The organism is Micromonospora avicenniae, assembly GCF_900156065.1.
Classification (GTDB): domain Bacteria; phylum Actinomycetota; class Actinomycetes; order Mycobacteriales; family Micromonosporaceae; genus Micromonospora; species Micromonospora avicenniae.
The window spans coordinates 88,107-103,690 of sequence record NZ_FTNF01000008.1 but is presented as its reverse complement, the minus strand read 5'-3'; the positions used below and the strand labels follow the sequence as shown (position 1 = coordinate 103,690).

8 protein-coding genes are annotated in these 15,584 nt (G+C 71.3%); 1 reads left to right on the top strand and 7 read right to left on the bottom strand.

Features of this window, described 5'->3' with window-relative positions; all coding sequences use genetic code 11:
• Positions 1-416: 416 nt before the first annotated feature.
• The 7 genes from BXA10_RS14815 to BXA10_RS14785 all read right to left on the bottom strand — a co-directional run bounded on the left by BXA10_RS14815 (position 417) and on the right by BXA10_RS14785 (position 12,632).
• Positions 417-5,834 (bottom strand): ThuA domain-containing protein, encoded by a 5,418-nt coding sequence (locus BXA10_RS14815; protein ID WP_076470934.1) that lies wholly within the window; start codon positions 5,832-5,834, stop codon positions 417-419.
• Positions 5,835-5,927: 93 nt separating this feature from the next.
• Positions 5,928-6,779 (bottom strand): sugar phosphate isomerase/epimerase family protein, encoded by an 852-nt coding sequence (locus BXA10_RS14810; RefSeq protein WP_076470933.1) that lies wholly within the window; start codon positions 6,777-6,779, stop codon positions 5,928-5,930.
• Positions 6,776-7,954, bottom strand: coding sequence for a substrate-binding domain-containing protein (locus BXA10_RS14805; RefSeq protein ID WP_076470932.1), 1,179 nt, complete (start codon positions 7,952-7,954; stop codon positions 6,776-6,778). The genes BXA10_RS14810 and BXA10_RS14805 overlap by 4 nt, the downstream gene beginning before the upstream one ends.
• Before the next feature lie 31 nt (positions 7,955-7,985).
• Positions 7,986-8,990 carry an ABC transporter permease gene (locus tag BXA10_RS14800; RefSeq protein WP_076470931.1) on the bottom strand — a complete coding sequence of 335 codons (1,005 nt, stop codon included), beginning with the start codon at positions 8,988-8,990 and terminating at the stop codon, positions 7,986-7,988.
• The gene (locus BXA10_RS14795) at positions 8,987-10,012 is read right to left on the bottom strand and encodes an ABC transporter permease (protein ID WP_076470930.1); all 1,026 of its coding nucleotides are present in this window, start codon (positions 10,010-10,012) and stop codon (positions 8,987-8,989) included. Before BXA10_RS14795 ends, BXA10_RS14800 begins: the two co-directional genes overlap by 4 nt.
• Positions 10,009-11,511: a sugar ABC transporter ATP-binding protein gene (locus BXA10_RS14790; protein ID WP_076470929.1), complete on the bottom strand. Its 1,503-nt coding sequence runs from the start codon at positions 11,509-11,511 to the stop codon at positions 10,009-10,011. Before BXA10_RS14790 ends, BXA10_RS14795 begins: the two co-directional genes overlap by 4 nt.
• The gene (locus BXA10_RS14785; protein WP_076470928.1) at positions 11,508-12,632 is read right to left on the bottom strand and encodes a Gfo/Idh/MocA family protein; all 1,125 of its coding nucleotides are present in this window, start codon (positions 12,630-12,632) and stop codon (positions 11,508-11,510) included. The genes BXA10_RS14790 and BXA10_RS14785 overlap by 4 nt, the downstream gene beginning before the upstream one ends.
• Before the next feature lie 304 nt (positions 12,633-12,936).
• Between BXA10_RS14785 and BXA10_RS14780 the strand changes: the two genes are divergently transcribed.
• Positions 12,937-15,549 (top strand): tetratricopeptide repeat protein, encoded by a 2,613-nt coding sequence (locus BXA10_RS14780; protein ID WP_076470927.1) that lies wholly within the window; start codon positions 12,937-12,939, stop codon positions 15,547-15,549.
• Positions 15,550-15,584 lie beyond the last annotated feature (35 nt).

The following is a 15,584-nucleotide window of genomic DNA, read 5'->3' as shown; positions in this document are numbered from 1 at the left end:
CGCACCCACCCGGGTCGACGATCGCGCTCCCCCTCTCCGACCGGCGGGCGCGGTCGAGCCAGCTGCGCGCGGCCCTGGGCGTTGGCTGGCGGTTCGCGGTCTACGAAAGGGCGAGTCACAGCCGATCGCCGACGAGACGAAGCCGGACGGTTCCAACAACCCCGAGGGCCGCGCGCGCAACCGCCGGGTCGAGGTCCCGTACCAGCGGAAGCCCGCGGCGCATGCGAGAGCGTTCCGGGTGGTCGACCCGGCGGGCGTCACGTCGGTGAACTTCGACGCCGGCCTGTTCGGGAAGATCGAGTCGCGGTGAGTTGAGCCGCCGCGGACGGAGACGCCGGAAGACCGGGTGCCGGAGCACGCCACGCGTGCTCCGGCACCGGTCGGGAGCCGGCCGGCACCGGCCCGCCGTCATCACCTCACAGGTGGGCCCTCAGGTAGGCGCTGGCGGCGACCAGTTGGGCGCGCGCCTGCTCGTCGTCGACGGCGCCGGCGAAGGCCGTGAACCGGTCGAGCGCTGCCCGGGCCTGCGCCTTCAGCCCGGCCTTCGCCATCTGCTCGGCCACCTTGAGCTGCGCCGCCAGGAGAACCGCGCGAGCCGGCGGGACCGACCCCTCCTTCCGGTACCGCTCCAGCAGCGCCCTGGTGTTGGCGTACGTCGCCACCACCTCGAACGACGCCGTCGACTCCGTGACGTTGCCGGCCTTGTCGGTGGCCACCGCGGTCACCCGGTGGGTGCCGGCCGTCGGCGCGGCCGCTCCGCTGACCTGCTTGCCGTCCAGCGTCACCACCACCGACGCGACGCCCGATGCCGGGTCCGCCGCCGACGCCGTGATCGGCAACTCCTCACCGAGCTGGTAGGAGCCGCCGTCCTCGATCCCGCCGAACTTCACTGTCGGACCGGTGGCGTCGACCCGCAACGGCACCACCGACTCCGTCGAGACGTTGCCCGACTCGTCGACCGCCCGGAACCGCAGCTCGTGGGTGCCGTCCCCGCTCACCGGCACCGGCTGCCGGTAGTCGGCCCACTCGCCGTCGCCGGCCCGGTAGGAGATCCGCACCGGGCGGCCGCTGTCGTCCGACCCGGTCGCCGAGACGGTGACCGGCGAGACGTACCACCCGTTGTCGCCGTTCGGTGCCGCCGGGTCGACCGTCACCGACACCGACGGCGGCGTGGTGTCGACCACCCGGAAGTAGTCGAACGCCACAGTCACCGGCGACACCTGCTCCGGGCCCACCGCCATCAGACCGAACGACGTCATGGCGGCGTCGTTGGTCACCGGGTCACCCAGCGACGTCCAGTTGACCCCGCCGTCGCTGATCTCGGCCGAGTAGGTGTTCCCGGTCCGCTTCAGCCGCAGGTCGTACCAGCCGCTCTCGGTCGTCTCCGCGACGTCGACGGACCGGTTGCCGCCGTTGCCGAACTGCCCGTTGCGCTCCGAGACCAACTCGGCCCGCAGATCGGTCGGCGAGCCGCCGGCGTTCGTCGCCACCACGTCGAACTTCACGTAGTTGTCGTCGTCGGCGTACACCAGGAACCCGGCCAGCTGCCAGCGGTGCAGCATCGTCGGCGTCAGCCGGGTCTGGATCGTCCAGTCCCCGTCGGGCAGGTCCTGGAGGATGAAGTTGCGCGGCGAGACGGGGTTGCTGTCGTTGATGTCGCCCGGCTGCGTCTCGATCCGCAGCTGCCCGTCGGCCATCGCGACCTTCGACGAGACGTAGCGCACCACCGCGTTCCACCGGCAGCCGTCGAGCTTGTCGCCGTCGAACTCGTCGCTCGGCGCAATCGAACCGCCGTCGGGCGAGTCGCAGCCCGGTCCCGGCTCGGGCTCCGGATCCGGATCGGGGTGGATCGCCTCGTCCACCAGGCTGAACCCGGAGAACTCCACCTCACTCTTGGCCGAGGTGCTGTGCGCGGTCACCGCGAGTCCGATGTCCTGCGGGCTCACCGCGCCGGCGAGCGTCACCGGGTCACCGACCCGGGTGAAGTTCACGCCGTCCTTGCTCCAGTAGCCGTAGTACTGGCTGCCGTCGCGGACGATCCGCACCCATGCCGGGTAGCTCGTCGTGCTCGCGCCGGTGCTGGCGTCGAGCTGCCCGTTGCCGTCGGTGTCGCGCAACCACTCGAACCCGAGGCCGGCACGCAGCGTCATCGCCGCGTACCCGGGCGAGGTGCCGGGTTGGGTGATGTCGTTGCGGACGATGAGCCCGGCCTTGGCGGAGGCGTTGGTGTTGCCCTGCCGCTCGATCTTCACCGTGGCCGTCCACTCGTTGCCCGCGGCGGCCGGGCGGTACACCGCGCCGTACTGGTCGGTGCCCTGCCACATGTTCGCGCCGCCGGAGTTGATCACCCAGGTGTCGGTGTCCGGCCGGTCGAAGGTGGCGTCGGCGTTGCTGAAGGTCTGCCAGTCCCCGTACAGGTCACCGACCTCCACCTCGACGATGCGGGAGGTGGTGCTGGCGCCCTTGTCGTTGGTGGCGACCGCGGTCAGCTGGTAGCGCTGCTGCGTGGTGGCGTTCCACGTCACCGCGTACGGCGCCGTGGTGTCGGTGCCGATCGAGGTGTCGCCGGCGAAGAACTCGACCTTGGTGATCGTGTTCTCCGCATCGCTCGCGTCGGCGGTGACCTCGATCGCGCCCGGCTCCAGGTCGTCCTCGGCGGTCGGGGCGGTCACCGCGACCTTCGGCTTGCTGGTGGGTGAGACGCCCTTGCCGTCGGCCTCGATGAAGTTCAGCCGCCGCTCGCCGGCGCCGGGAAAGACCGCGTACAGGGTGAAGGTCTCGCCCGGGTCGGTGACGTCGACCGGTACGTCGACGTAGCGGCCGGCGGGCGTCGCCGGCACCTGCGCGGTGCCCAGCAGCGCGCCGTCCGGCGCGCCGCGACGCAGCTCGACGGTGCCGGCGCCGGCCGCGCTGACGCGTAGGACCAGCTTGTCCACGCCGTGCAGGTGCACCGGGTCGTACGACGCCCACGCGCCGTTCTGACCGGTGATGGCGTTGGCGTGGCCCTCCACGTCCCGCGCCGGCGCCACGGTCACGCCCTGGGACGCCTCGAAGAATTCCGCCTCCCGCTGCTTCGGGAACAGCAGCGTGGTGTCCGACCCGGTGAGCGCGGGAATGCCGCCCGCACCACCGGAGTCGGTGTAGCGGCCGTCGAGGGCGTAGAAGACGTTCATGTCGTCGCTGTGCCCGCCGCCGAGGGAGGTGGCCACCATGCCGGTCCGCCCGTGCAGCGGATCCGCTGGGTGCGCGTGTTCGTCGTGGCCGAGCGCCGGTTGGATCACCACGTCCGCGTCGTCGATCTGGCTGTCCTCGGCGTCGGTGACCGACAGCTTCCAGCTGATCTCGTCACCGAAGTCGAAGAACCCGCCCTTCGGGGGCAGTTCGAAGCGCACCTCGGGTCGCTTGTTGCCGACCGTGACGGGCACCGTCGTGGTGCCGGTCTTGCCGTGCGGGTCGGTCACCGTGAGTCGAGGGTTGTAGACGCCGTTGTCGGTGTACGTGTGGGTCGGCTTCTGCTCGGTCGAGTCGACGGTGCCGTTGCCGTCGAAGTCCCACGCGTAGGTCAGCTGCTCGCCCTCCGGGTCGGACGACGGAGCACCGTCGAACCGCACCTCGAGCGGGGCGTGTCCGGAGTCCGGCGTGGCGGTGGCCTTCGCCTCCGGGGAGCGCGAGCCGGAGATGTAGTCGATGCGGTACAGGCCCGAGTTCGGGTTGTCCCGGCCGAAGCCGCCACCCCAGTCGAGCACGTACAGCGAGCCCTCCGGGCCGAAGCTCGAGTCGATCGGCGCGAGGAACTGCTCCTGCGGCAGGAACGGGTTGACCTTCTCGACGTTCCCCTCGCCATCGGGAATGACCGAATACATCTTGTTGCGGGACCACTCGTAGAAGAACGGCTTGCCGTCGTAGTACGCCGGGAACTTGGTGTCCGAATCCAGGTCGGGGTCGTACTGGTAGAAGGGCCCGCCCATCGGGGCGAGCCCACCGCCCTGCGGGATGACCGACGGCACCGAGGAGCGCTTGTAGCCGTACCACATCTTCGCCGGCTTGGCCGCGGGCAGCTCAGTGAGGCCGGTGTTACGGATCGAGTCGTTGACCGGGTTGGCGCAGTCGAAGTAGGCACCGACGGTCACCGGGTTGGTCCGGTAGTCGACGTCCCGGAACGGCTCGTTGTCGCCCATGCACAGCGGCCAGCCGTAGAAGCCGGGTTCGGTGATGAGGTTCCACTCGGCGATGCCGGCGGGGCCGCGGTCGGGGTTGTCGTTGCCGTTGTCCGGCGAGTAGTCGGCCATGCCCAGCGCGCCGGTCCGCGGGTCGATCGAGAAGCGGAACGGGTTGCGGAAGCCCATCGCGTAGATCTCCGGGCGGGTCTTCGCGGTGCCCGGCGGGAACATGTTCCCCTCGGGGATGGTGTACGTGCCGTCCGGCTCCGGATGGATACGCAGGATCTTGCCGCGCAGATCGTTGGTGTTGGCCGAGGTGGCACGTGCGTCGTGGAAGGTGTTGTCGCGTTCCGACAGCGGCGCGTACCCGCCGGACGGCTCGGAGTGCGGGTTCACATCGTCGCCCACGCCGAGGTACAGGTTGCCGTCCAGGCCGAAGGCCAGCCCACCGCCGGTGTGCCCCGGCTCGTCGGGCAACCGCCGCGCGGGCACCTCCAGCAGCACCTTCTCACTGGCCCGGTCGATCTGCGACCCCTCACCCACCGTCAGCCGGGACAGCCGGTTGACGAAGTTGGCCGGATCGGAGTCGTCGCCGCTCGCCGGGGAGTAGTAGACGTAGAGGTGGCCGTTGGTCGCGAACGCCGGGTCGAGGGCGATGCCCAGGAGGCCGTCCTCGCCGCCGGAGTACACCGGGATGGTGATCGCGGTCGACGTGGTCCGGCTGCGCGGGTCGTACACCCGGATCTCGCCGCGGACCAGCTCGGTGAAGAACACCCGGCCGTCGGGCGCGACGTCCATCGCGTACGGCGCGCTGGTGTTCTGGTCCAGCGGCACCCGCTCGAACTTGTCCCAGGTGGTCGCGCCGCAGTCGCCCTCGACCATGCCGGCTGCCCACTTCACCCCGCCGACGATGTGCTGCACCAGTCGCGGCTCGCCGGTGTAGTGCGCACCGAAGTGGCCCATTCCGGTCATCCAGGCGCGGCCGCCGTCGTACGGCTTGCACCAGGAGATCGGGTGGTCGTAGCCCATGGCGTTGCCGCCCGGGTCGTACGTGGTCTCGTCCATGGTGGCGAGCACGTGGGCGTCGCCGCGCACGTTGAGCGCGTAGTTGTACCACTCGTCGGCCCGTTCCCACCGTTGCGGCAGGTGGCTGGTCGACGGGTGTGTGCGGTCCTCGACGCGTACCGTTCCGGGAAGGCCGGGGCTGCTGCCGGTGGCCGCGTGGCCGGGCATCAGCGAGCCGATCATGTTGTCCCACCACGTGTAGTTCCCGCGCATGTCGGTCGCGTTGTGGATGGCGACGATGCCGTGGCCGGCCTGCATGTAGCGCTCCATCGCCGCCTTCTGGTCGGCGGTCCACGGGTCGCCGGAGGCCTGGAACATGACCAGGGCGTCGAAGTGTGCGAGGTCCTCGTCGTTGAAGATCGACGAGTCCTCGGTGTGCTCGGTGGTGATCCCGGCTTCGGCAAAGGCCTCCTGGAGCACCGGAACGCCCTGCTCGATCGCTTCGGCGTGCCGGTACTGGGTGGTCTTCGTGAAGATCAGGACGTGGGCGTCGCCGTGCGAACCCGGATGGGCGGCGGCCGGCGCTGTGCTGAGCATGGACATCGCGAGCGCGGCGGCGACCGGCATCGCGAGCAACCGTCCCCACCGGGGACGCCAGGTCACGTTCATGGGGTGCTTCCTCCCTGGGACGTGAGGTGCTGTCGTGGTCGTGACCGTGCGGCGTGCCGGCGCCGTCGGACCGGGTGAGCGGGCTGGTAGGGGTTAGGGCATCACCGCCTTGAGGAACTTGAGCCCGTCCACGGCGATCGCGTCCTGGCTCGCCGCCAACGGCCGCCAGATGGAGGCCGCGGTGGCGATCGTCGCGTTCTCCGCGGTGAACGACTCGATGCACAGCGGGCCGGTGTAGCCCGCGTCGTCGACCGCGGCGATGATCGCCGGCCAGTCCAGGTGGTCGGTGCCGGGCGTGCCGCGATCGTTGCCGCAGACCTGGACGTGCGCGATCCGCCCGGCGGCTGAGCGGATCGCCGCCGGGACGTCCGTCTCCTCGATGTTCTGGTGGTAGACGTCGAGCGCGAGCCCGCAGTGTGGCAGGTCGCCGATCGCCTCGAGGGTCTGGCCGATGGTGTTGAGCAGGCTCGTCTCGTACCGGTTGAGTGGTTCGACGGCGACCGTGACGCCGGCCGCGCCGGCGTGGTCGACGACGGGGGTGAGGTTGCCGCGCAGCTGCTCGTACGCCGCGGCCCGCTCGCCCGGGGACAGCCGCCAGGTGCGGCCGACCGAGGCGTACGCCGGGCCGGCGATCACCGGCGAGCCGACCGTCGCGGCGGCGTCCACCACCCGGCGCAGGTAGTCCTGGGTGGACCGGATGGTGGCCGGATCCGCGGCGACGAGTTCCCGGCCGGGTGGCATGACGAGGCAGACGGTGGCGCCGAGGCCGTGGTCGGTGAGCACCTGAGCGGCCAGCTTCGGGTCCCAGTCGTCCGGGTCCTCGACCGGGAGTTCGAGCACGTCGAAGCCCCACCCCGCGACCTTGGCCGCGAGGGCGGCCAAGGTCGCGTCGGTCAGCGGCGAGGTCCACACCCACGTGTTGACCCCGAGTCGATGTCCGGTCACTTCCACGGTCCCGGGTAGCCCGGCATTCCCTCGCACCCGCACATCGCGTAGTGCAGCGGCGGCATGTCCTGCTGCACGTACTGCTTGACGTTCTCGCCGGTGATGCGCGGCTGCGGCAGCACCCACTCCTTCGGCACCTGCTCGCCCTTGAGAATCTTCAGGGCGGCGATGACCGGGGTGCGCCACTGGTAGGTGGGGTAGGTCGGCGCGACGGCGGTCAGGCCCTCGTCGACCCAGAGCCGCAGGAAGTCCTGCTGGTCCTCACCGACGAACGCGGGCACCTCGACGCCGGCGTCCTGGAAGGCCTCCACCGCTGCGACGGCGGTCGCTCCGGCGTCCATCCACACGCCGTTGATCTCACCCTCGCGCTGGATGTAGTCGGCCACGATGCTCTTGGTCTTGGCCGCGTCACCATCGGTGAACTCCACGCCGACCACGTCGAGCTCGCTGGCGGCGAAGATCTCGTTGGCCGCCGCCCACCGCTGCTCGAGCACGTCCACGCCGGGCAGGATGCGCAGGGCGAGAACCTTGCCGCCCGGCTTGACCTTCTCGGTCAGGAACTCCGCGCCGTTCGCCCCGAAGGCGAAGCCGCCGATGGGGTGGATGAAGGTGACCGGGCAGCCGGTGTTGACACCGCGGTCGAACACGATCACCGGCACGCCGGTCGCGCACGCCTGCTCGACGGCCGGGGTCAGGGTGGCGGTGGTGTTGGGCGAGATGACGATCGCCGAGCAGTTCCGGCCGCTGAGCGACTGGATGTCACTGATCTGCTTGTCGTCCTTGGCCTCCGCGTCCAGCACCACGAAATCGCTGATCTCCGGGTGTAGCTTCACCTCCTGCTGCATGGTCTTGAGGCCCACCTGCCGCCACGGGTTGTCCACCGCGGCGTTGGAGAAGCAGAGGGTGTACTTCCCGCCGGTCTTGGCGAACTTCGTGGTGTCCACCATCTCCGGCTCGAGCATCTGCTCCCACGGCTTGCCCTCCGGGCCCTGCGGCGTGGCGTTGCGGAACGCGAGCTGCCGGTCGTACTCGGCCTGATCGAAGAACTCCGACTTGCGGGTGTCGGAGCCGGACGACGCGGCGGCGCCGGGGTTGGTGTCCTCGGGCAGGTCGCTGGAGCATCCGGCGAGCGCGAGTACGCTCGCCGCGGCCACCAGGGCCCATCTCTTGGTCATTATTCGTGTTCTCCTCACTGGCCAGGGAACTTCAGGAGGGTGCGGGTTGCGCTGTGTTGCGCTGCTTCGGCCGCGTCCGCAGCCGTTGCCGCAGGCCGCCGCCGAGCGAGGCGTAGGCGACGGCGGCGATGATGATCAGGCCTTGTACCGCCGACTCGAGGGCGCCGCTCACACCGAGCAGGTTCAGCAGCGTGAACAGGGCCTCCAGGGACAGCGCGCCGGCGGCGGCCGCGACCACCGAGCCGCGCCCGCCGCCGAGGAGCACGCCGCCCAGCACGACGGCGGTGATCGCCCGGAACTCCAGGCCGTTGCCGACCTGCGCGGAGACGCCGGCGAACCCGCCGAGCAGGATCGAGGCGACGGCGGCGAGCAGTCCGGAGAGGACGAACCCGAGCAGCCGGAGCCGGTCGACCTGACCGCCGGACAGCCGCACCGCGGCCTCGTTGTCGCCCGCCGCGACCAGCGCGCGGCCGGTTCCGCTGCGCATGAACAGCGCCGCGGCCACCAGGATCGCCGACAGGATCAGCACCGACCACGGGACCTCGCCGAGCACCGGTACGTCCAGGGCGCCGCGCCCGAACGTCCGGAACCCGGCCGACAACGCGCCGCGGGGTGCGCCGTCGGTCCACAGGAAGGTCGCGCCGTCGAGCACGAGCAGCATGCCGAGGGTGACGATGAACGACGGCACCAGCAGTTTCGTCGTGATCAGCCCGTTGACCAGGCCGACCAGCAGCCCGAACCCGAGCACGAGCAGGATCACCGAGGTGGTGGCCGACTCGTTCCCGTCGATGAGCCGGGCGGCGATGACCACCCCGGCGGTGACCAGGGCGCCCACCGACAGGTCGAAGCCGCCGGAGACGATGACGAAGTACTGCCCGATGGCGAGGATCATCAGCGGCGCGGCGCGCTTGAGCAGCGCCAGGTATCCGGACGGTTCGTCGTAGGCGGGGCCGGCGATCGCGAGGCCGACGAGCAGCAGGAGCAGGACGACGAGTACCGGGGCGGTGCCCTCGGCCAGGCGCGGACGCCAGGTCATGCCAACCTCCCCCGGTTGCGGTCGGCCATCATGCGGCGGGCGTAGAGCGCGACCGCGGTCACCAGGACGACGCCGCGTACCACGTCCTTGAAGAACGGGTCGACGGCGAGGTCGTCGAAGATCGTGTCGAGGGTGGCGAGGATGAGCACGCCGCCGATGGTGCCGACGACGCCGCCGCGACCGCCGGCGAGCAGGGTCCCGCCGAGCACAACGGCGGCGATGGACTCCAGGTCGTAGCCGGCGTCCGTGCCGACGTACGGCGCACCGGAGCCGAGCCGGCTCGCCAGGTAGATCCCGGTGAGGCCGGCGGCGACCGAGCACAGCACGTGTGCGGTGACGACGACCCGGCGGGTCGGTACGCCGGAGAGCCGGGCCACCTCGATGTCGCCGCCGACTGCGTACATGTGGTAGCCGGGGCGGGTCCGCGACAGGTACCACCAGGCCAGCGCGGCGACGGCGAGCATGAGCAGTGCCGCGACGGGCAGCGGCCCGATCCGGTCGTAGCCGAGGTGCTGGAAGCTGCGCGGTACGTCGCCGGCCGGTCCGGTGTAGTTGTTCTCGAGGTAGCCGCGCAGGACCAGCGCCACACCGAGGGTGGCGATGAACGCGTTGGCCCTGAGGACGGTGATGACCAGTCCGTTTACCAGCCCTACGGCGGCGGCCACGGCGAGCGCGAGCAGCACGCCGGGTACGACCATGCCGTTCTGCCCGGCCATCGTCTCGGCCGCGAGCAGCGACGTGAGGCCGATCAGGTAGGCGACGGACAGGTCGAGGGACCCGGTGAGGATCACCATGGTCTGGCCGATCGCGACGAGGCCGAGCGCGGTGGACCGGGTGAGGATGTTGAGGATGCCGGCCTGGTCGAGCAGGACCTCGCCGCGCATCCCGACGAGCACGCTGCCGACGACGAGCAGGGTGACGAGCGCGAGGTAGACGACTACGACCGGGGTGAGGCGCGAGCGCACTCCGGGCCGGGTGGCCGTCTGGTCGGCCGGGGCAGCCTTCTCCCGCAGGATGCTCATGCCGCCGCACCTGTCCGGTGCCCGGTGGCGAGTGCCATCACGTCCCCCTCGCTCGCGCCGGCCGGCAGTTCACCCGCGAGCGCGCCGTCGTGCATGACGAGGATCCGGTCGCTCATTCCGATCAGCTCGGGAAGTTCCGAGGAGATCATCAGTACCGCCACGCCGCGCTTCGCGAGGTCGCGCAGCAACTCGTGCACGGCCCGCTTCGCGCCGACGTCGATGCCGCGCGTCGGTTCGTCGACGAGCAGCACCCTCGGTTCGACGGCCAGCCACTTGGCGAGGACGACCTTCTGCTGGTTGCCGCCGGACAGGAAGCGCACCTCCTGGTGCTCGCCGCGAGCCACCACGTTGACCAGGTCGAGCAACGCCGGCACGTCGGAGCGGGCGCGGGCGCGTGGACCGCGCAGGGCGGCGCGGCGTACCAGCAACGTGTTGTCGCGTACGGACTGGCGAAGGGCCAATCCGTCGCCCTTGCGGTCCTCGGTGACCATCGCGATCCCGAGGCGCACGGCGGTGTGGGGTCGGGTCACCCGCCGTGCCACCCCGTCCACCTCCAGCCTGCCTCTGGTGAACGGCTCGACGCCGAAGACCGCGCGGGCGAGTGCCGATCGGCCGGAGCCCTGCAGCCCGGCCAGTCCGACGATCTCCCCGGCGCGTACCTCGAGGTTCAGGTCGCGTACGCGGGCGTTGGCCGCGCCGTGCAGCGCGAGGCGGACGGGCCCGAGGTCTTCGGGCCGGGCCCGGTCCGGGTAGTACTCGCCCAGGTCACGGCCGACCATGTGGCGGACGAGGTCGTCCGGGGTCAGGTCGCGAGTCGGCGCGCAGGTGACGAACCGGCCGTCCTTGAGCACGGTGATCCGGTCGGAGAGGTCGAACACCTCGCGCATGCGGTGCGAGACGTAGAGGATCGCGATGCCCCGCTCGCGGAGCCGGCGGACCAGGTCGTAGAGCAGCTCGACCTCGTGGTCGGCGAGCGCGGCGGTCGGCTCGTCCATGCCCAGGACCTGCGCGTCGGTCGACAGCGCCTTGACGATCTCCACGACCTGCCGCTGAGCGACCGACAGCGACGACACGACCGCGGTCGGGTCGATCCCGTCCTCGCCGAGCCAGTCCAGCAGTTTGCGGGTGTCGGCAACCATCCGCCGGCGGTCGACCTGCATCCGCCGTACGGGCTCACGACCGAGGTAGACGTTCTCGGCGACGCTGCGATGCGGCAGCAGGGTGAACTCCTGGTGGATGATCGCGATGCCGGCGCGCTGAGCGTCGGTGGGACCGGTGAAGGACACCTGGGCGCCGTCGACCTCGATGGTGCCGCCGTCGGGCCGGTGCACGCCGGCCAGCACCTTGAGCAGCGTGGACTTGCCCGCGCCGTTCTCACCCATCACCGCGTGCACCTCGCCGCCGCGCAGGTCCAAGTCCACACCGTGCAGCACGGGTACGCCGAGGAAGGACTTGCTGATGCCGGTCAGCCGTACGCGTGGTGTCGGGTCGGGTGTCATGTGGGCACCTGCGTCCACGCGCCGTCCGAGGCCGCCGAGGCCAGCACCGCGTCGGTGATCCGGACGGCGCGCAGGCCGTCGGTGAAGGTGGGCAGACCGTCCGGGACCTCGCCGCGCACCGCCCGGTAGGTGTCGGCGACGAACGCGTCGAAGCAGTCCTGGTAGCCCTGCGCGTGTCCGGCCGGCAGCCGGACGTAACGCGCGGCGGAGGGGTGCAGCGTCGCCGGGTCACGCAGCAGCGTCCGGCCGCCGTCGCGCCGGCCGATCCACAGCCGTTCCGGGTCCTCCTGGTCGAAGCCGAAGCTCGCCTCGGTGCCGGAGAGTTCGAGCTGCAGCCGGTTCTTGCGCCCGGCGGCGACCTGCGACACCACCAGCGTCCCGACCATGCCGGCGGTGGTGGTGAAGTGCACGGTGGCCAGGTCCTCGGTGGGCGTCCGGTTCCCGGAGGCGCGTTCGTGCACGACCGCGGTGCGGGCGGACAGCCGGCTGATCCGGTCGCCGGTGGCGAACTCGAACAGGTCGCACCAGTGCGAGCCGATGTCGGCGAAGGCGCGTGACGGCCCGCCGAACGCGGAGTCGACTCGCCAGTCGTCGTCGGACGGACGGGACAGCCAGTCCTGGAGGTAGCCACCGGTCACGCTGGAGAGGTGCCCGGCCTCGCCGGCGGCCAGCCGGGCCCGGAGCTCGCGCACCATGGGGTGGAAGCGGTAGACGAAGGGGACGGCGGTCACCCGGTCACCGGCCGCCTCGACGAGCGCCACCGCCTCGGCGCTCCCGGTTGCCAGCGGCTTCTCGCAGACGACGTGCACGCCGGCGGCGAGCGCGGCGGCGACGACCGGGGCGTGCGACGCGTTGGGCGTACACACGTGCAGCACGTCGACCTCGGCGTGGTCGAGCAGGGCGGCCAGGTCCGGGTAGCCCTCGTCGGCGCCGGTGGCCCGCGCGGCGGCGGCGGCGCGGTCGGGTCGCGAGGCCACCACTCCCACGACGCTCGCGCCGGCACGGCGCGCCGCCTCCGCGTGTACCTGCCCCATGAACCCCGCGCCGACGAGCGCAACGCGCAAGGTCTGCCGCTCGGATTCGAGGCCACCGGACGCAGTTGCCAGATCGGCCATAGACATGCGTCGACGGTAACGACCACTTATGCCATGGTCAACCAAAAGTCATGTCGATATCGCGGATAGTTATAAGATCAGCAGAGAAAGTACCCGTACCGGCCGACGTAACATCCCGTTGGTTATCGAACAACGCAAATGATCACGGGATAGTGCATTATGATCCACAGTGGCCGCAGCGGAGCGGCAACCGCATCCATCCACTGTGGATCCGCTGGGGTCCTTCGTTCGCCCGGGCCGGTACCTTTGATGCGTCCCGACCGCCCGGCACTCCCCCGGCCCCGGCCGCCACATCTGACGTGAGGGCAACATGACGGCCGCCGACTTCGGCGTCGAGCCGACCACCGCGAGCAACCCTGAGCAGTACGTCATACTGCTGCGTCGCATCCGTGACCAGTCCGGCCTCGCCTACCGCGAGATCGCTCGCCGGGCGAAACGCACTGGGGACGTACTGCCGGCGAGCACCCTGGCGACCATGCTCGGCCGGCCGACGCTGCCCCGCCGCGATCTGGTGTCGGCCCTGCTACGCGCCTGCGACGTGCCGGACGACCACGTGACGAAATGGCTGGCGGTGTGGGGGCAACTGGCCGCCGCTCGTGCCGCGGCGAAACCCCCGGCCGCCGGCCCCGGTGGCGAGCCGCCGCGGCAGCGGCCCTCTCCAACCACCCGGTCGGCCCGTACCGCACCCGCGAGCGGTGCCGTCGCGCCGAACGTCGACGACCTCGGGCCCGCACCACATACGGAGGGTTCCGCCGTCCTGCGCCTGGTTCCCGCCGGAGGCGAGACCCGATCGGCCACTCGGCGACGAGGACGGGCCGATCCGACCGGCGGGGCGCGCGACGGTGCCGTCGTGCGTGGGTTGCCGTGGAGGTCCGCCGACGTGAAGCAGCCCGTGGACGACGAGCCGGACGTACCCGTCCCGTACCAGCTGCCCCCGCCGCCACCGCTGATGGTCGGGCGCTCGACGGAGATCGACCGGCTACTCGCGGCGGCCGAGGCCGACGCGGCAGTGTGCCTTGTCGAAGGAGCCGGCGGGGTCGGCAAGTCCGCGCTCGCCCTGCACGTCGCGCACCGGATCGCCGAACGTTTCGACGGTGGCTGCCTCTACACCGACCTGCGCGGGGCTGCGGCCGGCATCGCGGCGGCCGAGCCCACGGAGGTGTTGGCCCAGTTCCTTCGTGCTCTGGGTGTACCTGCCGTCCCCGCGTCGCTCGACGAGGCGTCGGCGTTGCTGCGTACGTGGACCGCCGAACGGGGCGTGCTCGTGCTACTCGACAACGCCGCGTCGGCGGCGCAGGTCCGGCCGCTGCTGACCAGCGGTCCCGGATGCACGACGATCATCACCAGCCGGTGGATGCTTCCCGACCTCGACACCACCTCCCGGATCCGCCTCGAACCGTTACCCGACGACGCGGCGTTCGCCCTGTTCACCGGGCTCACCGGCAGCCAGCGAGTGCAGGCGGAGCCGGCTGCCGCGGCGACGGTGGTCCGCCGGTGCGGCGGGTTGCCGCTGGCGTTGCGAATCGTCGGCGCCCGCGCCGCGGCCCGGCCGGACGCCCCGCTCACCGGTCTCGCCGAGCGGGTGGACGACGAGGGCCTGCGGCTGGACGTGCTGGAGGTCGGCGACCTGTCCGTACGGGCCAGCCTGCACCTGGGCTACCAGGCGTTCGAGGACGCGCCGCAGGACGAGCGGCGGCAGGCGGCGCGGCTCTTCCGGTTCGCCGCGCTGCCGGACTGGACGCACTTCACGACGTACGGGTGCGCGGCGCTCGCCGAACTGTCGGTGACGGACGCGGAACGGGCGCTGGACGCGTTGGGCGACGCTCATCTGATCGATTCGGCCGGCGCCGGTCGATACAGGTTCCACGACATCGTCCGGCTCTACGCCCGCGAGCGGGCGCAGGCGGTGGACGACCCGTCCCACCGGGATGAGGCCCTCGGCCGGCTGACCGTATGGCTGCGTTCGGCCACCATCCACGCCGCCCGGCTGCTCTACCCGCACGACCGGCTCGGTGTCGACGGCCCCGCCCCGGTGACCGGCCGCGGGCCGGTCCTCGACGGCACCGACGACGCCTGGGCCTGGTTCGAGCGGGAGCACACCAACCTGTTGCTGATAGCCCGCCAGCAGGCAACGGCCGGGCGGAACCTCACCGAGGTCAACGACCTGGCTCTCATCGCGGTCAAGTTCCTGGACTACGCCGGATACATCGCCGAGCAGCAACAGTTCGGGTACCTCGCGGCCACGGCGGCGCGGCGGCTCGACGACCGTTCGGGCGAGGCGTCCGGGCTCAACATCGTCGCGGTCGCGCTGCTGCGTCAGGGCCGCCTGGACGAAGCGCTGCCGTTGCTACAGCGGTGTCTGACGGTCCAGCGCGAGCTCGGCGACCGGGGCCGCGAGGCCGCCATCCTGAACAACCTCGGAAACGCCCTGCGCGACCGCGGTGACCTGACCGGCGCCCTGCAGCACCTGCGGGACGCACTGGCCATCCGGCGGGAACTCGGTCAGCGGCACAAGGAAGGGTTGGTGCTCGACAACCTGGCTCTGGTATACCAGCGCCTCGGCGACCACTCCCGCGCGCTCGCGTGCCACGCGGCGGGACTCGCTGTCGTCGACCGGGGCACCGATCCGTTGCGTGAGGCGCAGGCGCTGGTCAACTTCGCCGAGACGCTGCTGGCCGCCGGCGACCACCGGACGGCGATCGTACGCGCGGGTGAGTCGCTGGAGATCTGCCGACGTTACGGCCATCAGCGGGGCATCGGCCTGGCGCTACAGGTGCTGGGCGACGCCCACGCGGGCCTCGGAGAACGTGCCGCGGCTCAGCGGCACTGGCGGGAGGCGCTGGGCAGGCTCGACGGGCTGGACCCGCAAGCGGCCGCCCGGCTACGTTCCGCTCTGGCTGCCGAGGGGCGAGACGGTACCTGATCGTTTCGTGACGTGCGGCACGAGGACAGGGCGTG